Annotated in this window: 18 protein-coding genes; 2 read left to right on the top strand and 16 right to left on the bottom strand. The window is 73.9% G+C overall.

The window, feature by feature from the left end:
* Positions 1-104 precede the first annotated feature (104 nt).
* From AB0G11_RS15480 to AB0G11_RS15455, 6 genes are all read right to left on the bottom strand, one after another.
* A complete protein-coding gene (locus tag AB0G11_RS15480) occupies positions 105-1,457 on the bottom strand; it encodes a hypothetical protein (protein ID WP_357586395.1) in 1,353 nt (450 codons plus the stop codon).
* Positions 1,451-2,260: an ABC transporter ATP-binding protein gene (locus AB0G11_RS15475; protein ID WP_219518929.1), complete on the bottom strand. Its 810-nt coding sequence runs from the start codon at positions 2,258-2,260 to the stop codon at positions 1,451-1,453. Before AB0G11_RS15475 ends, AB0G11_RS15480 begins: the two co-directional genes overlap by 7 nt.
* A 20-nt stretch (positions 2,261-2,280) precedes the next feature.
* A complete protein-coding gene (locus tag AB0G11_RS15470) occupies positions 2,281-3,087 on the bottom strand; it encodes a zf-HC2 domain-containing protein (protein ID WP_357586393.1) in 807 nt (268 codons plus the stop codon).
* Positions 3,084-3,656 carry an RNA polymerase sigma factor gene (locus tag AB0G11_RS15465; protein ID WP_219518934.1) on the bottom strand — a complete coding sequence of 191 codons (573 nt, stop codon included), beginning with the start codon at positions 3,654-3,656 and terminating at the stop codon, positions 3,084-3,086. Before AB0G11_RS15465 ends, AB0G11_RS15470 begins: the two co-directional genes overlap by 4 nt.
* Positions 3,653-3,907: a hypothetical protein gene (locus AB0G11_RS15460; protein ID WP_357586391.1), complete on the bottom strand. Its 255-nt coding sequence runs from the start codon at positions 3,905-3,907 to the stop codon at positions 3,653-3,655. The genes AB0G11_RS15465 and AB0G11_RS15460 overlap by 4 nt, the downstream gene beginning before the upstream one ends.
* Before the next feature lie 93 nt (positions 3,908-4,000).
* Positions 4,001-4,714, bottom strand: a complete 714-nt coding sequence (locus tag AB0G11_RS15455) for a DUF3105 domain-containing protein (RefSeq protein WP_357586389.1) — start codon at positions 4,712-4,714, stop codon at positions 4,001-4,003.
* Positions 4,715-4,834: 120 nt separating this feature from the next.
* Between AB0G11_RS15455 and AB0G11_RS15450 the strand changes: the two genes are divergently transcribed.
* Together AB0G11_RS15450 and AB0G11_RS15445 are read left to right on the top strand one after the other, a co-directional pair.
* Entirely contained in the window at positions 4,835-5,464 is a 630-nt protein-coding gene (locus AB0G11_RS15450) for a DUF305 domain-containing protein (RefSeq protein WP_357586387.1), read from the top strand.
* A gap of 4 nt (positions 5,465-5,468) precedes the next feature.
* Positions 5,469-6,887, top strand: a complete 1,419-nt coding sequence (locus AB0G11_RS15445; RefSeq protein WP_357586385.1) for an NAD(P)/FAD-dependent oxidoreductase — start codon at positions 5,469-5,471, stop codon at positions 6,885-6,887.
* Here AB0G11_RS15445 and AB0G11_RS15440 read toward each other — a convergent pair.
* The 10 genes from AB0G11_RS15440 to AB0G11_RS15395 form a co-directional block, all read right to left on the bottom strand.
* Positions 6,884-7,936, bottom strand: a complete 1,053-nt coding sequence (locus tag AB0G11_RS15440) for a low specificity L-threonine aldolase (RefSeq protein WP_357586383.1) — start codon at positions 7,934-7,936, stop codon at positions 6,884-6,886. The two genes, AB0G11_RS15445 and AB0G11_RS15440, sit on opposite strands and share 4 nt — an antisense overlap.
* Positions 7,933-8,562, bottom strand: a complete 630-nt coding sequence (locus AB0G11_RS15435) for an SDR family NAD(P)-dependent oxidoreductase (RefSeq protein WP_219501679.1) — start codon at positions 8,560-8,562, stop codon at positions 7,933-7,935. The genes AB0G11_RS15440 and AB0G11_RS15435 overlap by 4 nt, the downstream gene beginning before the upstream one ends.
* The gene (locus AB0G11_RS15430; RefSeq protein ID WP_357586381.1) at positions 8,559-10,622 is read right to left on the bottom strand and encodes a DUF6421 family protein; all 2,064 of its coding nucleotides are present in this window, start codon (positions 10,620-10,622) and stop codon (positions 8,559-8,561) included. Before AB0G11_RS15430 ends, AB0G11_RS15435 begins: the two co-directional genes overlap by 4 nt.
* Before the next feature lie 85 nt (positions 10,623-10,707).
* Positions 10,708-11,367, bottom strand: a complete 660-nt coding sequence (locus AB0G11_RS15425) for a response regulator transcription factor (RefSeq protein WP_219501683.1) — start codon at positions 11,365-11,367, stop codon at positions 10,708-10,710.
* A 77-nt stretch (positions 11,368-11,444) separates the two neighbouring features.
* On the bottom strand, positions 11,445-13,529 hold the full coding sequence (locus AB0G11_RS15420) for a protein kinase (protein ID WP_357586379.1): 2,085 nt from the start codon (positions 13,527-13,529) through the stop codon (positions 11,445-11,447).
* Positions 13,529-15,025 (bottom strand): zinc ribbon domain-containing protein, encoded by a 1,497-nt coding sequence (locus tag AB0G11_RS15415; protein ID WP_357586377.1) that lies wholly within the window; start codon positions 15,023-15,025, stop codon positions 13,529-13,531. Before AB0G11_RS15415 ends, AB0G11_RS15420 begins: the two co-directional genes overlap by 1 nt.
* Positions 15,026-15,154: 129 nt before the next feature.
* Positions 15,155-15,727 carry a Uma2 family endonuclease gene (locus AB0G11_RS15410; RefSeq protein WP_357586375.1) on the bottom strand — a complete coding sequence of 191 codons (573 nt, stop codon included), beginning with the start codon at positions 15,725-15,727 and terminating at the stop codon, positions 15,155-15,157.
* A gap of 63 nt (positions 15,728-15,790) precedes the next feature.
* The gene (locus AB0G11_RS15405; RefSeq protein WP_357586374.1) at positions 15,791-16,429 is read right to left on the bottom strand and encodes an adenosylcobinamide amidohydrolase; all 639 of its coding nucleotides are present in this window, start codon (positions 16,427-16,429) and stop codon (positions 15,791-15,793) included.
* Positions 16,426-17,217 carry an ABC transporter ATP-binding protein gene (locus AB0G11_RS15400; protein ID WP_246644267.1) on the bottom strand — a complete coding sequence of 264 codons (792 nt, stop codon included), beginning with the start codon at positions 17,215-17,217 and terminating at the stop codon, positions 16,426-16,428. Before AB0G11_RS15400 ends, AB0G11_RS15405 begins: the two co-directional genes overlap by 4 nt.
* Positions 17,214-18,173, bottom strand: coding sequence for an iron ABC transporter permease (locus AB0G11_RS15395; RefSeq protein WP_219501935.1), 960 nt, complete (start codon positions 18,171-18,173; stop codon positions 17,214-17,216). Before AB0G11_RS15395 ends, AB0G11_RS15400 begins: the two co-directional genes overlap by 4 nt.
* Between the last annotated feature and the right edge of the window lie 41 nt (positions 18,174-18,214).

Below are 18,214 nucleotides of genomic sequence, written 5' to 3'. Positions count from 1 at the left end.
GTGAGCTTATCGAGGACGACCGGATGCCGGGTAATCAGCCGAATATTTCTCGCATGTCCGTCCACACCGGGCAAACGGCCGCCCGGCCGCTACGGGCGGGGCCATCACCGGCGGCCGTCCGTCAGGATGGCGAGCAGGTCGCCGTCGCAGGAGAGCGCGGCCTCGCGCAGGGCCGCGACGCGGGCGCCCTGCTCCCGTTCCGGCACGGCGCGCAGTTCCGGCCACGCCTGCTCGACGAGCGCGTTGAGCTCCTGGAAGACCGGATCGGCCGTGGGGGCGGCGACGTCGCCCATGAGCCAGCCCGCCGCCATCCTCCGCGCGGCCTCCTCGCGCAGCCGGCCGTCGAAGTCGTCGCCCCTCAGGCTGTGGCAGGACGGGGTCCCGGCCCCCGCGAGCAGGTGGCGCGTCAGCTTCTCCCCGGTGCTCCGCGCGTCGCGAACGTCGAAGTCCACGTACACGATCCCGGCGTCCCTGGCGGGCGGGTGGTGGACCGCGTCGCGCTCGGCGGACTCGCGCACCTGGCGGGGCGGGCCGGGCAGCCGGGCGAGCAGCCGCAGCGCCTCCTCCCCCGGCCCGGCGACCACGGGCAGGAGGTCCTCGTGCGCCCTGGTGACGCAGACCCGGCCGGAGCACACGGGCTCGGCGGCCGCGTTGACGACGTAGACGGGCTCGGAGCCGGACGGCAGCAGCGGCAGCGCGACGGCCGCGCCGAGCACAGCCGGGAGCAGGGCGGCCGGCCGTGCCCACGGCCGCGTGGCCGCCAGCAGCCAGAATCCGGTGGCGGCGACCCCGAGCAGCCACACCGCCTGCGCCAGGCTGACCTGCCCGGACAGGTCGTGGACGAGGCTGCGCGCGTTGTCCAGCGCCGGCGCCAGATACGCGACCTTGGGCACGACCTCCTCCTGCCACAGGCCCACCACGGGGAACATGGCCAGGAGCGTCGCGATCGCCAGCGCCGGCGGCGTCAGCACGGACGGCAGCGCCCGTGCGACGCCCAGGCCGAGCCAGCCCGCCGCCACGAGCGACAGCGCCCCCACCGCCACGACGGGCGCCCAGCCCAGGTGGAAGACCCCGCCCCCGGCCGCCACCTGCACGGCCCCGACGCCGTACACCAGCAGGTACGCCGCCACCAGCGCGATCGCCAGCGCCCCGGCGGTCGCGGCGGCGCGCTGCCAGGCGGGCCTGGGCGTGGCCGCCAGCAGCTCACCGGTGCCCGCCCGGCGGTCGCGCAACCCCTGCAGCGCCCCCGCCCCGACGACCAGCGGCAGCAGGAAGAGCAGCAGGTGACGCTCCCACAGCGCGGCCGCGCTCCACTGCGCCGTCCACCTCTCCCCGTACGCCGTCCACGGGCCGGTGAGCCCGAACAGGAAGGCGAGGGCCGCCAGCAGGAACACCGTTCCCGCCCACACCGCGATGGAGCGCCGCAGCTCGATGCGGAGGATCCGGCCGTTCACCACGCGCCCCGATCGTCGCCGGGGGCCGCCAGCAGCGCCGAGTAGCCGCGCTCGATCGGGCTGTCGCCGACGTCGCCGGGCCCGCCGGCGGCGGCGAGCCGGTCCGGCGTCCCCTGGAACACCAGCCGCCCCCGCGCCATCAGCACGACGTCCGAGCACGCGGCGGCGACGTCCTCGACCAGATGCGTGGAGACCACCACGCAGCTGTCGGCGCCGAGCACCTGCAGCAGCTCGCGCAGGCGCAGCCGCTGCGCCGGGTCGAGGCCGACGGTCGGCTCGTCCAGCAGCAGGACGCGCGGGTCGTTGACGATCGCCTGGGCGATCCCGGCCCGCCGCACCATGCCGCCCGACAGCGTCCGCATCCGGTCGTCGGCGCGGTCGGCCAGGCCCACCCGCTCGATCGCCCGCTGCACCGCGCCGGGCACCTCCCGCTTCGGCATCTCCTTCAGCCAGGCCATGTACTCGACGAACTCCCGTACGGTGAACCGCTTGTAGTAGCCGAACTCCTGCGGCAGGTAGCCGATGGCGCGGCGCAGCTCCCGCCTGCCCGCCTGGGCGGAGGCGTCCGCGCCCAGCAGCGTCAGCTTCCCGCCTGCCGGGCGCAGCACCGTGGCCAGGGCCCGGATGAGAGTCGTCTTGCCGGCGCCGTTCGGGCCGAGCAGGCCGTGCACGCCCGTGCCCAGCGCCAGGTCGAGGCCGTCGACGGCCATCGTGCGCCGGCCCGCCCGCACCCTCAGCCCGTCCGCCTGGATCTCCCAGGCGTACGTGGCCGGCGCGATCTCCGCCGCGCCCACCGCGCGTGTCATGAAAGTGTCCTTCCGCTCGTTCATCGATGTGCGTCCAGCAGGGAGTAGGCGCTCCCGCGCGCCAGCACCCCGGCGATCCCCAGCGCGGCGAGCGCGCCCCACACGGGCACGCTGCCGGGCTCCAGGGCGAAGGAGAGGCGGCTGAGCAGCGTCGTCGGCGCGACGATCACCACGGCCCACACGCCCGCCAGGACGGCGGCGGCGCGGACCATCCCGACGAGCCCGCCGAGCAGGAGCGTCCCGGCGGTGAACGCCAAGCACGGCAGCAGCCACAGCGCCACCCTGACGCCGCTCGCCCAGCCGGCGGCGGCCAGCACGGGCAGCACCACGGCGAGCACCGCCGCGGTGCGCCGCGCCAGCAGCCCCAGCCCGGCCCTCGGCGTCGCCGCCACCACCTCGTACGCCGGATCGATGGCGCGTCCCCACGCGACGGCCACGCCCGCCACGGGCAGGACCGGCGCGACCAGCAGCACCAGGGACACGCCGCCGGGGGCTGTCCGTTCGAGCGCCACGCCCAGCGCCGTCACCAGCACCGTCATCAGCACCCACGGCGCGGTCACCGGAGAGGCCCAGCGGGCCCACACCGGTCCGCGCCGCCGGGGCGCCGGGGCGACGCGTCCCAGCCGGGGCCGCAGCTCGTCCCACACGCCGCCGACCAGCGCGGCCACCTCCGGCCCCGCCGCCCGCGCCAGCCGATCGCGGCACGGCGCGCACGCCTCCAGGTGCGCCTCCAGCGCCCACAGCTCGTCACCCGCGAGCGTGCCGCCGCAGGCGTAGCCGGTGATCTGCCGGTCGGACGCGTGCGCGCCGTCCCAGGATCCGCTCATGACAGCGCCTCCCGTACGATCTCCCGCAGGTTCTGCCGCATGGCGATCCGCGCGCGCCTGGCGCGGGTCTTGATGGTGCCCTCGGGCACGCCGAGCAGCACGGCGGTCTCGCGGACCGACAGGCCGTCCAGGACCATCGCCTGCAGCACCTGCCGCAGCTCCGGGGCGAGCAGGCGCAGCGCGTCGCCGACGTCGCCGCCGACGGCCGAGGCCAGCGCCTCCTCCTCCGCCGCCGGAGCCGTCCCGGTCAGGGCCGCCGCCGGGGGCGGCTCGGCGTGGTGCGCCCGCCGCCGGAACGCGTCCACCAGCCGGCGGGCGGCGATCGTCCACAGCCAGCCCACGGCCGTGCCGTCGGCCGCCACGCCCGCGAACGCGCCCGCCGCCCGCCACACCGCCAGGTACGTCTCCTGCATCACCTCGGCGACGATCTGCTCGTCGGCGCAGCGGCGGCGCAGCCGCGTCGCGATCCACGGCGCGGTACGCCGGTAGAGCTCCTCGAACGCCGCCTGGTCACCCTTGGCGACGCGCCGGACGAGCTGTTCCTCGTCCGGTGCCTTCCTCGACCTCACACTTCACAGACGCCACACCCTGCCCGCCCGGTTCTCGCCGGCCGGTGACATGGCTCACATCCGCTCGGCCACCCGCCCCAGCGGCCCCAGTGGCGCGCCTGCCAGGTGACGCGGTCGCCGGCCGCGAGCTGCCCGGAGGTGACGCCGCCGACGGCCCGCTCCCCCGAGCGGGCCATCGAGGCGGTGTGCAGCTCCACGGAGAGCGACACGTCGAAGACGCGCCGGGGCGGGGCGAGGACGCGCGTGCTCACCTCGAAGCGGAGCCTGCCGGGCGGCACGCGAACGGCCCGCGCCCCCCGGAGGGAACGCGGGCCGCCGGTGTCGATGGCGTGCTGCCCGAGGGCCTACTGGGAGGCCGAAGGGCTGGCCGAGGGGCTGGCGCTGTCGTGCGGCGCCTGCGTCTGCTGCTGCGGCTCCGGCGGGAGCGGCGCCTCGTCGGCGGTCGTCTCGACCGCCTGGGGGCCGCCGCAGGTCGCGCCGGGCTCAGGGGTGTCGGGGCCGTTCTGGTACTTCTTGATGAACGCGCCCAGCTTCGGGTCGCCCGGGTCGGTCAGCTTGAGCTGGTGCCCCCAGGAGGAGACCACGATCGGCGACGGCAGGTTGGGGAACGGGCTGACCAGCATGTAGTCCTGCTGCCCCGTCGAACCGGCGACGTCCTTCAGCTGGTCGATCTGCGCCTTGGGCAGGTCGGGCCGGTAGGTGATCCAGATGGCGCCGTGCTCCAGCGAGTGGACGGCGTGCTCGGAGTGGATCGGCTTGTCGTAGACCCGGCACAGCTGCCAGTAGTTGTTGTGCTCGCCGCCGACCGGCGGGGTCTCCTTGTACGAGACCGTGTTCCACACGTGCTGACCGGCCTCGTACTTGACGCTGGCGACCCCGTCGAGCGAGGTCTCCTGTGCGCGTTTGACCAGGTAGAAGCCGACCACGCCGATGAGCAGCACGATGACGAGGCCGCCCGCGCCCCACATCAGAAAGGCTGCACGGCGCTCCTTGCGCTTCTGCGCGGCCCGCATCTGCTGCAGATGCTCGCGCCGGGCCTGCGCCTTCTCCTTCGTCATCGTTCCTCCATCGGCGTACCAACTTGGGTCACCCTATGCCCTCCGGGCGTATGCGGAGAATAAGCGGCGTATAAGCATGCGATCACAACCGCTCGCGCAGGTGGGTAACCTGGTCATGCCATGGAGAAGCCCGCCGGAAAGCCGCTGTTCGCCGTCCTCGCCGTCCTCGTCGTCGTGGTCGCGGCGGCCTTTCTCGTGTTCGGGGGCCGGGGCACGCCGGGTGAGACGTCGGCGGAGGCCGGCTTCGCCCGCGACATGGCCACGCATCACGCGCAGGCGGTCGACATGTCGTTCACGATCCGCGACAAGAGCGAGTCGCGCGAGATCCGTAACCTGGCCTTCGACATCATCAACACGCAGGCCAACCAGCGCGGCATGTTCCTGGGCTGGTTGCAGCAGTGGGAGCTGACGCAGGCGACGGACCTGCGGCCGATGGCGTGGATGAGCGGTCACGGTCACGGCGCGCAGCAGCCGCAGGGCGGCGCGATGCCGGGCATGGCGTCGCGGGCGGAGCTCGACAAGCTCGGCGCGCTTCAGGGCACGGAGGCGGAGGTGCTGTTCCTCCAGCTGATGATCCGCCACCACGAGGGCGGGGTGCAGATGGCGGAGGGCCTGCTCAAGCTGTCCGACCGGGCCGAGGTGACCGGCATGGCCCGCAAGATCGTCGAGGGGCAGTCGGGCGAGATCGACCTGATGACGAAGCTCCTCGCGCTCCGGGGCGCGCAGCCGTTCCCGACGATCCTGAAATGAGCTGATGGGCGCCGACGCGGTCGTGGTCGGATCGGGCCCCAACGGGCTCGTGGCGGCCGTGACGCTCGCCTCGGCCGGGCGGCGGGTGCTGCTGCTGGAGGCCGCCCGGGAGTTCGGGGGCGCGCTGCGGTCGGCGGAGCTGACGACGCCGGGCCGGGTGCACGACCTCGGCGCCACCGTGATGGCGATGGCGCTGGCCTCCCCCGCGATGCGCGGCCTCACGCTGGACGGGGTGGAGTTCGCCCATCCGCCGGTGGTGGCGGCCCATCCGCTGGACGACGGCCCGGCGGTGCTCGTCCACCGTGACGTGGACCGCACCGCCGAGGGCCTGGGGCGTGACGCGGGCGTGTGGCGGGCGGTCGTGGGGGCGGCGGTGCGGGCCGGGTTCCCGCTCACCGACCTGCTGCTGAAGCCGCTGGGCCCGTGGGAGCCGCGGCCCGCCGCGTTCGCGGCGGCGGCCCGGTTCGGGGTGGCGGCCGCGCTGCCGGCGACGACGCTGGCGCGGCGGGCGTTCCGCACGGCGCGCGGGCGGGCGCTGCTCGCGGGCATGGCGGCGCACTCGATGCTGGACCTGCGCGCGCCCCTCACCGCCGGCTACGGGCTGACGCTGGCCGTGCTCGCCCATCTGGTGGGCTGGCCGCTGGTGGCGGGCGGTTCGCAGCGGCTGGCCGACGCGCTGGTCGCCCGGCTGCGGGAGCTCGGCGGCGAGGCGGTGGCCGGCCACCGGGTGCGCTCGCTGCGTGAGCTCGACGCGCCGACGGTGGTGCTGGACGTGTCGCCGCGCGAGTTCGCGGCGCTGGCGGAGGAGCCGGGCCGCCACGGCCCGCTGCCCGCCCGCTACCGGGAGCGGCTGCTGCGCTTCCGCCACGGGCCCGGCGCGTTCAAGGTCGACTGGGCGCTCGACGGGCCGGTGCCGTGGCGAGACCCGGCGGTGGCGGGCGCGGGCACCGTCCACCTGGGCGGCACGCTGGAGGAGATCGCGCTCGGCGAGGCGGAGACGGCCGCCGGCCGCCTCTCGCCGCGCCCGTACGTGCTGCTGGTGCAGCCCTACGCGGCCGACCCCGGCCGGGGCGGGCACACGCTGTGGGCCTACTGCCACGTCCCGAACGGCTCCCGCGCCGACCTGAGCCGGGCGATCGAGGCGCAGATCGAGCGGTACGCGCCCGGCTTCCGTGACCGGGTGCTGGCCCGCCACGTCATGGGGCCGGCCGCGCTGGAGGCGGCCGACCGCAACCTGGTCGGCGGCGACATCGGCGGCGGGCTGGCGAGCCTCGGCCAGTTCGTGCGGCGGCCGGTGTGGTCGCCGGCGCCGTGGCGCACCCCGCTGCCGGGCGTGTTCCTGTGCTCGGCCTCGACGCCGCCGGGGCCGGGCGTGCACGGCATGGGCGGCTGGCAGGCCGCCCGCCTGGCCCTCGGACGCTAGCCGGCCGCCAGCTCCTCGGCGATCGCCGCGGCGAACGCGTCGACGTCCTCCTCGGTGGTGTCGAACGCGCACATCCAGCGCACCTCGCCGGTCGCCTCGTTCCAGGTGTAGAAGCGGAAGCGCTTCTGCAGCCGGGCCGTGACGTCCGCCGGCAGCACCGCGAAGACGGCGTTGGCCTCGACGGGCCGGGGCACCTCGACGCCGGGCAGCTCGCGCACGGCCTCGGCCAGCCGCCTGCCCATGGCGTTGGCCTGCCGGGCGTTGCGCAGCCACAGGTCGCCCGAAAGCAGCGCCTCGAACTGCGCCGACACGAACCGCATCTTCGACGACAGCTGCATGAACGTCTTGCGCAGGTAGTCGATGCCCGTGGCCGCCTCGGGGTTGAGCACCACGACGGCCTCGCCGTACAGCAGCCCGATCTTCGTGCCTCCGAAGGAGAGCACGTCGACGCCCGCGTCGGTGGTGAGCGCCCGCAGGGGCACGTCGAGCGCGGCGGCGGCGCTGGTGAGGCGGGAGCCGTCGAGGTGGACGAGCATGCCGAGCTCGTGCGCGTGGTCGCAGACCGCGGCGATCTCGGCGGGCGTGTAGACGGTGCCCAGCTCGGTGGTGTTGGAGATGGAGACGACCTTCGGCTGGGCGCGGTGCACGTCGCCGAAGCCCCACGCCTGGCGGTCGATCAGCTCGGGGGTGAGCTTGCCGTCGGGCGTGGGCACGGTGAGCAGCTTGATGCCGCCGGTCACCTCGGGGGCGCCGCCCTCGTCGGTGTTGATGTGGGCGGTCTCGGCGCAGACGACCGCCTCCCAGTGCGCGGTCATCGCGCGCAGGGAGACGACGTTGGCGGCGGTGCCGTTGAACACCGGCCATGCCCGCGCCCCATCGCCGAAGTGGCGGCGGAAGACGTCCTGGAGCGCCTCGGTGTAGACGTCCTCGCCGTAGGCGATCTGGTGGCCGCCGTTGGCCTCGGCGATGGCCTGGAGGATCTCGGGATGGACCCCGGCGTAGTTGTCGCTGGCGAACGCCTTGAGCCGGGGGTCGTGCCGGGGAGTCACGTAGTGAGGTCCAATCGGGTGGCGTTGATCTGGTCGGCCGGCTGGTCGTAGAGGCCGCCGATGGCTTCGGCCAGGTCGCGCACGTCGGTGAAGCCGGGGAACCTCGCCTCCGGCTTGGCGGCCCGCATGGCGTCGTTGACCAGGGCTTTCACGACCAGGATAGTGGCCGCGGAGCCGGTGCCCCGCAGCGCGTCGGCCAGGGAGAGCGTCCACGCCTCGGCGGCGGCCTTGGCGGCGGCGTAGGCGGCGCCGCCGGCCTCGGGCTTGCCGGCGGCCTTGGCCGAGACGATCACGAACCGGCCGTTGCCGCTCTTGCGCAGCAGCGGCTCGAAGGCCAGCGACACGTGCTGCAGGGTGCGGATGAGCAGGTCATGCAGGGTGTCCCAGTCGGCGAGGTCGGTGCGGTCGAACGAGGGCGAGCCGCGCCACCCGCCGACGAGGTGGACGACGCCGTCGACGCGGCCGTGCTCGGCGTCGATCCGCGCGGCCAGCTCCTGGACGGCGGCGCGGTCGAGGAGGTCGACGTCGTCCTTGTCGACGCCGATCACGGTGTGGCCGTGCTTGGTGAAGTGCTCGGTCACCGCGGCGCCGGTGGGACCGGCCGCGCCCGTCACAAGAATGATCATGCCCGGATCCCCTTCGTCGACTCGACCACGTCGGCCAGCTTACGGCGCAGCGCCTCGTAGAACATGCTGAGGGGGAACTCGTCCGGCAGCACCGCGTCCACCTTGGCCTTCTGCTCCTCGGGCAGCGCGGCGACGCCCTTGGCCCACACGGAGGCGGGGTCGGGAGCCACGTAGGCGCTGACCAGCTCGTGCGCGGCCAGCCAGTGGGCCAGCTTGGAGCGGTCGATGCTGTCGCGGTAGAGCTTCTCCACCTCGCCGCGCAGGTCGGCGACGCCGTCGGCGACGCGCTCCCAGTCGATGGACAGCCGGTTGTCGGTCCAGCGCACGATGTCGTTGCGGTGCAGGTAGGCGAACAGGAGCTGGCCGCCGAGCCCGTCGTAGTTGCGCACCCGCGCCCCGGTGATCGGGAAGCGGAACAGCCGGTCGAACAGGATCGCGTGCTGGACGTACCGGGCGTGCGGCACCCCGCGCCGCTCCAGCTCCACGGCCTCGCCGAACGCGGTCAGGTCGCAGCGCAGCTCCTCCAGCGAGTACAGCCAGTACGGCATCCGCTGCTTGATCATGAACGGGTCGAACGGCAGGTCGCCGTGGCTGTGCGTGCGGTCGTGCACCAGGTCCCACAGCACGAACGTGTCCTGGGCGAGCTGCTGCGACTCCAGCAGGCGGGCGGCGTCCGGCGGCAGGTCGAGCTTGAGCGTCTCGGTCGCGGCCTTGGACACGCGGCGGAACCGGGCGGCCTCGCGGTCGGCGAAGATGCCGCCCCAGGTGAAGCGGGCGGGCGCCTGCCGGACGGCGACGGTCTCGGGGAACAGCACGGCCGAGTGCGTGTCGTAGCCGGAGGTGAAGTCCTCGAACGCGATCGGCACGAACATCGGGTTGTCGTAGCCGCCCGCCTCCAGCTCGGCCAGCCAGTCCGGCCAGATGGTGCGGATCCAGACGGCTTCCAGGTTGCGGTCCGGGTTGCCGTTCTGCGTGTACATGGGGAAGACGACGAGGTGCTCCAGGCCGTCCACGCGCTGCGTGTCGGGGTGGAACAGCTCCAGCGAGCGCAGGAAGTCCGGGACGCCGAGGTCCTGCTCGGACCACTGGGCGAGGTCGTCGCGGACGGCCTGGAGGTAGGCGGCGTCATGCGGGAAGCTCGGGGCGATGTCGCCGATCGCGGCGGAGATCTCCGCGACCAGCTCCTTGGCCCGGCCCTTCTCCTCCGGCACCGAGCCGTCCTTGACCTGGAGCGGGCGCAGCTCCTCGACGGCGGCCTTGATCCGGGCGAACAGCGCCGCCTTGACCTCGTCGCGCTCCCCCGCCCCGGCCCCGGCGTCGGGCACCCGGGCGGCCCAGGTGACCACGTTCCCCCACAGCCTGCGGTGGTCGTAGTCGTCGATCGAGTCGTCGCCGAACAGGTCGGAGTCGGCGAACACCACGACCCGGCCGCGCCCGTACGTGAGCGCGACGGCGAGCGGCGCGCCCGCCGGGTCGGCGTCGGCCGAGGTGGCGAACAGGACGGTGGCCTCGTCCCCGGCCGCGAGCACGCCGGAGCGGTAGAAGCAGGCCCGCTTCACGCCGGCCAGCAGGCCGTCACCGGTGGCGCGCTCGCCGAGCACCCAGGTGGCCACCTCGCGGTGGGCGTTCCTGGGGTCGCGCACGGTGGTGTGGCCCACGCTCACGCCGAACCGGGCCAGCAGCTCGGCCAGGTTGTTGCCGTACTTGTCCTGCTCCTCCTCGGCCAGCACGACCAGGCCGCCGCCGCCGGAGACGAACGCCTCGACGGCGTCCAGCTCGTCCGGCGTGAACACCGGGCTGCCCTGGCCGGTGGTGCGCTCCCAGCGCTCGCCGGACGGGTGCGCGATGACCAGGACGTCCTGGTCCTGGAGCGTTCCCGCGTCGAGGGCGCCGGCGGTGTGGGCCGTCACCGTGTGGCCCAGGTGGCGCAGCAGCCCGGCGGCGCGCGCGTAACTGTTGTCGTCGGGGTGGGCGGGGTTGATGGCCTCGGCGACATCACGCCGGATGGTCCACGACTCGCTGTGGGCCTCGTCGAACAGCACTCGGGGGAATGCTCGCATGAAAATCTCCTGTTGCTACCGCCTTATGACGAAAAATATACACATACGTCCCCAGTGCCTCGCAAAAGCCTTCCGCATGTTGAGATCAGTTCGCGTCCCCCGGGCGCACCACGCCCGACTCGTAGGCGAACACCACCGCCTGCGCCCGGTCCCGCAGGCCCAGCTTCATCAGCACCCGCGCCACGTGCGTCTTCACCGTGGCCTCCCCCACGTACAGCTCCCGGGCGATCTCCGCGTTCGTCAGCCCGCGCGCCAGCAGCCGCAGCACCTCCAGCTCGCGCGGCGTCAGATCCGCCAGCCGCGGCGACGGCACCGGCTCGGCGCGGCCCGCGAACGAGGCGATCACCCGGCTCGTCACCGCCGGATCCAGCAGCGCGTCACCCGCGTGCACGATGCGGATCGCCTCGATGAGCTGCTCCGGCGGCGACACCTTCAGCAGGAACCCGCTCGTGCCCGCGCGCAGCGCCGCCCACAGGTTCTCGTCCGTGTCGAACGTCGTCAGTGTGATCACCTTCGGCGGCGACGGCGTGTCCAGCAGCTGCCGGGCGGCGCTCAGGCCGTCCAGGCGCGGCATGGAGATGTCCATCAGCACGATGTCCGGCCGCGTCCGCCTGGCCACGGCGATCGCGTCACGCCCGTCGGCCGCCTCCCCCACGACCTCCATGCCGGGATCGCTCTCCACGACCATGCGCAGCCCGGCCCTGACCATCGCCTGGTCGTCCACGATGACGATTCGAATGCCCACAGCTGTCGAAGGTAGACGCCGGAAGGGCCGTTGAACACCCAGGTCAAGCCGTACGCAAGTCAGTTCCAAGCCACTGGTCAGGAGACGACCACGCTCTGCCGCACCCGGACCTGCGTGGCGTCGTCACAGCTGTTGCGGGCGCAGAAGTACAGCATGAGGATCGGCTTGGGGCGGTGGTCGATGACGTAGCCGACGAAGCCCAGCGCGTTGCCGGTGTTGCGGTCGCGCAGCGAGCCGTCGTAGCGGGTGGCGTCGCGGTTGCCCGCCCGGTCCGGCACCGGGGCGCTCACCTCGATCTCGCCCGGCAGCAGGCCCTCCAGCATCGCCTTCATCTCGTCCCGGCCCGCCCCGGCCGCCAGCGTGTCCGACACCTGCACGTACACGCCCACGGCATTCTCCGGGTCGCCCGTGATGACGCCGTTGACGGCCGCCCAGTCGGCGTTCGCGCCCGAGACGAACATCGCCTCGAACTCCGCCGCCCTCGGCGACGCCAGCGCGAACAGGTCGGCGTGCGTGCGCGCGGTCCACCCCTCCGGGTGCTCGAACGTCAGCGGCGCCGCGCGGGTGTCCTGGAACCGCACCCACGACTCGCCCCGCTGGCTCACCACCAGCATCACCACCAGGGCCAGCGCCGCTACCACCGCCACCAGCCCGGCCACCACGATCGGCAACCTCCCACCCCGCCCCCGGGACCCACCGAGCCCGTACCCGGCCCCTCCCTCGGCCCCGTCGCGGTGAGACCCCCCGAGGGCCTGGCCGGGGGGCGACTCAGAACGGGCCACGCCAGCGGCATGCCCCGCCCCTCCCTCCGGGGTGTGGCCCGGGCGCGCGTCCGCACCGGACGGGCGCGACGAGCCGGAGCCGTACCCCGGCCCTCCCTCCGCCCCATCCGGGCCAGGCCCGCCAGGAACGTGGCCCGAGCGCGCGTCCGCACCGGAGGAGCGGGACGAACTGGGACCGTACCCCGGCCTTCCCTCCAGACCGTCCGGGCCAGGCCCGCCGGGGACGTGGCCGGGAGGCGCGTCCTCGCTGTGGGCGCGTCCCGCATCGCGGGCTGCTCCCTCACCCCAGGAAGGGCCGCCGCCGGGCGCTCCGGCCTCCCTCCAGGGCGGGCCACCGCGGACGGCACCGTCGCCCCGAGGAGGCCCGCCACCCTGGGGCGTGCCCACGCCCCGGGGCCCGCCACCCGGCGCCACGCCATCGCCCCACGAGGGCCCGCCACCCTGCGCCGCGTCCTCTCCCCAAGGGAGTCCGCCCGGGACGGCGCCCGGAGCCCGGGGAGGGCCGCTGCCGGGGAGCGGGCGGCCTTCGGCGTCGGGGGCGAGGCTGTCGATGGCGGCGCGGAGGGCGTCGACGAAGGCGGTGCAGGACGGGTAGCGCTGCTCGGGCGACTTGGCCAGCGCCCGGCTCATCACCGCGTCCACGGCGGGCGGCAGCCCGGGCCGGAGCGTCGTCAGCGGGGCGGGCTGCTCGGCCAGGTGCGCCCACAGCAGCGCGATGTCGTTGTCCCGCTGGAACGGCAGCCGCCCCGACAGCCCCTCGTACACGACGCACGCCAGCGCGTACTGGTCGGCGCTGCCGTCGATGTGCTCCTTGTTGATCTGCTCCGGCGACATGTAGCGCGGCGTGCCGATGAACTGGTCGGTCTGCGTCAGCCCGGAGATGGACGTGCGGTGCTTGGTGATGCCGAAGTCGGTCAGGTAGACGTGCTCCCCCGCGAGCAGGATGTTGGCCGGTTTGACGTCGCGGTGGATGAGGTCGTGCGCGTGGGCGGCGTCGAGGGCGGCGGCCACCTGGGCGAAGATCCGGTTGGCCCGGCCGAGCGGCAGCGGCCCGCGGTCGTGGATGAGCCGCCGCAGGTCGAGCCCGTCGACGTAGCGCATGGCGATGTAGAGGACGCCGTCGGCGTCGGCGTTGGCCTCGTAGATGGGGATGATGTTGGGGTGTTCGATGCTGGCGACGGTCCTGGACTCCAGGATGAACCGCTGCCGGAACCGGTCGTCCACGCTCAGCACCGGGTTGAGGATCTTGAGCGCGACCCGGCGGCTGAGCCGGGGGTCCAGGGCGAGGTAGACGACGGCCATGCCGCCTTTGCCGACGATGTCCTCGATGTAGTAGCCGGCCACCTCCTGGCCGATGAGTGCTCTGTCGTTCACGGGCATCACGTCTCGGCGGGGTGGCCGCAGTAGCCGCAGAAGCGGTGGGCGGGGCCGAGCCGCATCCCGCAGGCGGTGCAGAACACGACCGGCGGCTCGCCCGCGGTGATCACCGGCTGGTGCTGCGGGATCGCCTGCAACGGCGCCGACCGGCGCACCACGACGGTCTGGTCGGCGCCCTCGTCGAGCGGCTGCGGCATCGCGCCCGCCGGGACCGGGGGCGGGGCCGGTGGCGACGGCGACGGCGACGGCGGCATGTCGGGTGTACGCCTGCGCCGCCACAGCAGGAACGCCCCGGTGCCCGCGGCGACGAACAGCACGGCCGCCGCCACGATGAACGGCCACAGCGGCGTGCCGCCGGAGGCGGGCGTGACGCCGGCCCGCCGGGTGCCCGCGTCCTCCGGGCCGCCCCGCTTGGCCAGGGAGATCTTCAGCAGCTCGGCGGCGACGACGTTGCCGGGGTACAGCTCAAGCACGCGCTGGAAGCCGGGGGCCGCCTCGGTGTAGTACGCGGTGTGGTAGCGGGTCAGCGCGCCCTCGAACGCCGAGTCGATCGCCCCCCGGCGGGGCGCGATGCCGGCCTTGGTCAGCGCGGCGGTGATCTCGCGGACGCCGATCATCTTGGCTTCCTTGCCGCCGCCGATCAGCATGCCGATGACGTGGCCGTCCTTGTCGCCGATCACCGGCGCGCCGATCAGCCCGCGGTCGGCCAGGCCGCCCAGTTTGACGGGTTCGTCGGCCTTCTTCTCCGGGTCGGCGAACGGCCTGCCGGTGTCGCCCTTGCCGCCGCCCTTGCCCAGGTGGGCGATCTCGACGGTGTTCTGCACGTCGGGGCCGGGCCTGCCGAGGAAGCCCGCCACGCTGGTGGGCGAGCCGACCTGGTCGGGCACCTTGTCGGCGAGCGGGGCGGTGGGCATGCCGACGCTGCCGACGGCCCGGCCGATCGGCATGAGCACGGCGGGGCTGTCGGGCCCGGACCCGGCCTTGACCAGGTCGGCCTTGAACCCGTCGGTGTCGGCGGGCGCCACGTTCGGGAAGATCGTGATCTCGGTGGAGACGTCGATGATGCAGGTCGCGGTGGACTTCTTCGGCGGGTAGCACTGCTTGAGGTGGCGGTCGAGCAGCGGGTCGTCGAGCGAGTGGCGCTCGGCGTCCTGCGGGATCTTCACGTCGTGGTGCTCGGCGAAGATCTTGTTCGCGGCCCGCACGGCCACGTCCTCGCCGGTCCGCACGACGCGGGTCAGCGTGACGATCGCGCCCTCGGGGTTGACCACGGTGCCGGTGCCCTGGCCGAGCGGGAAGTCGTAGGAACGCTCCACGTGCCGTAATTCGCCGATGTGGTCGAGGAGGGTGATCTCCACGTGGGAGACGGCCTCGACCCGCACGACGGCGGGGGTGACGAGGTCGGTGATGCCGCTGGGGTGCTCGTGCGCCACCGCGGGCAGGGTGAGCAGCGCGATCGTCGCCGTGAGACCGCCGGCCAGAGCTGAGAGACGCGCCATCGCCGCCCCCGTACGAAGGGATATGACCAGGGTCCCAAGCGCCTGCCGTAAGTCAAGAGAACGGCGTGCGGGCATCGGCCGGACGCCGGGAATCCCACCACGACCCCATCGCGCCGACGCCCCCCTTCGTTACGCGATCAGGTCGGCGGGGTCGAAGGTCACCGGGTAGGGCGCCCACAGAGACGCGGAGCGCCCGGCCTTGTGCACGGCGGCCCGGCCGTAGGAGTCGCCTTCGAACTCGTACGCGTAGAGGGCCGGCCCCTCGTCCAGCTCCACCCGCCAGTAGACGGGGATTCCGGCGGCCCCGTAGGCCTCCAGCTTGGTCGCCCGGTCCCTCGTCTTGGTGCTCGGGCTGACCAGCTCCACGGCGAGCCGGACGTGCTGGGGCGAGAACTCCAGCTGACCGGCCCTGGCGAGCTCCCGGGGCACGACCGCGAGGTCGGGGATGTAGTAGTCGGTGTCGCTGACACGCAGGTTGATCGTCGCCAGGGGGATCAGGTCCGGCGGCGCCGCTCTCAACAGGATGTCCGTGATGAGGGTGGCGGCGAGCTGATGCAGCGAGTTGGGGGCAGGGCTCACCAGAAGGCTCCCGTTGAAGAGCTCGTAGCGATTCCCGTCGTCGGGGAACTTGAGCAGGTCGTCGACGCTGAACGGCGGCGCGCCCGGAAGAACCGTGCGCGCGGTCGTCGGTTCGGTCGCCATCGCGGTCACCCACTCAGTATCGCGGCTCTCCCCTTCACCGACATGGTACTTACCCGGATCCGGTCACTTTCCGTCCCAGGGCCGCCACGCTTCGGCGCCGTGGCGGACGGCGGCGTGGACGGCGCGGGCGAGGCGGGCGCCCCACTCGGAGCGGGGGCCGCCGAACAGCTCCTCGGGCCCGGTGGCGGGGACGGCGAGGCAGACGGCGTCGGAGGCGGTGCCGGTGCCCGCGTAGCCGGTCTCGGCGAGCGCCTGCGTCTTGGCCTCGGTGATCGTCATGACGGCGTTGACCAGGGCGGCGTCGGTCATCGCGACGGGCACGACGGCCAGGATGTTGATCGTGCCGACGCGCATGGGCGCGAGCTCGGGGTCGGCGGCGCCCTCGGGGGCGGCGGCCCAGGTGGGGACGCGCAGGCCGACGGTGGCCACGGCGTGGACGCCGCCGTCGCGGGCCTCGCTGTAGCGGTCGACGGAGGCGGCGGTCATCATGCCGACGCCGTCGCCGGTGGGGCCGAGCGAGGTCAGGTGCTCGACCGGGTCGGTGCGCGAGTAGCCGGCGACGACCTGGGCGTTGAGCACCCACGAGCGCGGCCCGATGCCGCCGCCGAGCATGGCCGAGGAGATCATCCGCCAGCCGGGCCCGAACTCCCAGAGCAGCGACCCGAGGCGGACGCCTTCCTCGACCCGGTAGCTGAGCTTCACGGTCCTCCCCTGACGAGGTGCACGACGGGCCGCCCGCCGGGGCCCGGCTCGATCATGACATGGGCGTCGAAGTGCTCGCCGACGAGCGGCTCGGTGAGCACCTTGTCCGGTTCGCCGCAGGCGACGGCGCGGCCCCGGGCGAGCAGCAGGAGGGTGTCGGCGTACTGGCCGGCGAGGGTCAGGTCGTGCAGCGTGGTGACGACGGTCAGCCCGTCGGCGCGCCTGAGCCGGTCGACGAGCTCCAGCACCTGCTGCTGGTGGCCGAGGTCGAGCGCGGTGGTGGGCTCGTCGAGCAGGAGCACGGGCGCCTGCTGGGCCAGGGCGCGGGCGAGCACGACGCGCTGGCGTTCGCCGCCGGACAGCTCGCCCGCCCGGCGGGTGGCGAACGCCGTCAGGTCGAGCCGGTCCAGGACGGACGCGGTGACCTCCCGGTCGTGGCGGCTCTCCCTGCCGAGATAGGGGATGTACGGGGTGCGCCCGAGCAGGGCGTAGTCGAAGACCGTCATGTCGGGCGGCACGGCCGGGGTCTGCGGCGCGTAGGCGATGAGCCGGGCGCGCTGGCGCGGTTTGAGCGTGGCGGCGGAGCGGCCGTCGAGGTCCACCTGACCCCGGTGGGCCAGCACGCCCATGACGGCCTTGAGCAGCGTGGACTTGCCGGCGCCGTTGGGCCCGATGATCGCCAGCCATTCGCCGCGCCGTACGGTGGCGTCGACGCCGGTCAGCACCTCGCGGTCGCCGAGCCGTACGGAGAGGTCGCGGACGCCGATCATGGCCGGGGTGCCCGTCATGTCGCGGTCCTCCGCGTCATGCGCAGGACGGCCACGAAGAACGGCGCGCCGACGAACATGGTGACGACGCCGATCGGCAGCTCGGCGGGGGCGATGACGGTGCGCGCGGCGAGGTCGGCGAGCACCAGGAAGGCCGCGCCGACGATCAGCGACAGCGGCAGCACGCTGCGGTAGGAGCCGCCGGCCAGGCGGCGCACCAGGTGCGGGACGACGATGCCGACGAACCCGATGAGCCCGCTGACGGCGACGGCGGCGGCGGTGGCCAGCGAGGCGGCCAGCAGCACCGTGAACCGGACCCGGGCGGCCCGCACGCCGAGGCTCACGGCCTCCTCGTCGCCCACCGACAGCACGTCGAGCATGCGGCCGTGCAGGAGGAGCAGCACGGCGGAGACGGCGGCGTACGGCAGCACGAGCCAGAACTGCTCCCAGCCGCCGCCGACGTCGCCGAGGATCCAGGCGTAGATCCGCTGCAGCTCCTCGACCTTGAACTGCTGCACGAACGTCTGGATCGCGGTGAGGAACGAGGTGACGGCCACCCCGGCCAGCACCAGCGTGGACGTGCCGCCGGAGCGTCCGGCGGTGTTGCCGAGCGCGTAGGCGAGGAAGACGCCGCCGACCGCGCCCGCGAACGCCGCCACCGGGATGCTCGCCGCGAGCTGCGGCAGCAGCACGATGGCCACGGTCGTCATGAGCCCGGCGCCCGCGGCGGCGCCGAGCAGGTACGGGTCGGCCAGCGGGTTCCTGAACACGCCCTGGTAGCCGGCCCCGGCGATGGCCAGCAGCCCGCCGACCACGGCCGCGACCAGCACCCTGGGCAGGCGCAGCTCGTACAGCAGTCCCTGCTCGACGGGCGACAGCCCCGAGTCGGCGGTCACGAACGGCAGCCAGTCGGCGGCCTGGACCACCACCTGCCAGGGCGAGATGTCGGCCGCGCCGCCGAGCAGGCCCGCGACCATGGACAGGGCCAGCGCGCCCAGCGCGCCGGTCACCCAGAGCG

The organism is Nonomuraea sp. NPDC023979 (genome assembly GCF_040639085.1).
GTDB lineage: Bacteria > Actinomycetota > Actinomycetes > Streptosporangiales > Streptosporangiaceae > Nonomuraea > Nonomuraea ceibae.
This window is presented reverse-complemented; position numbering and strand designations above follow the sequence as displayed.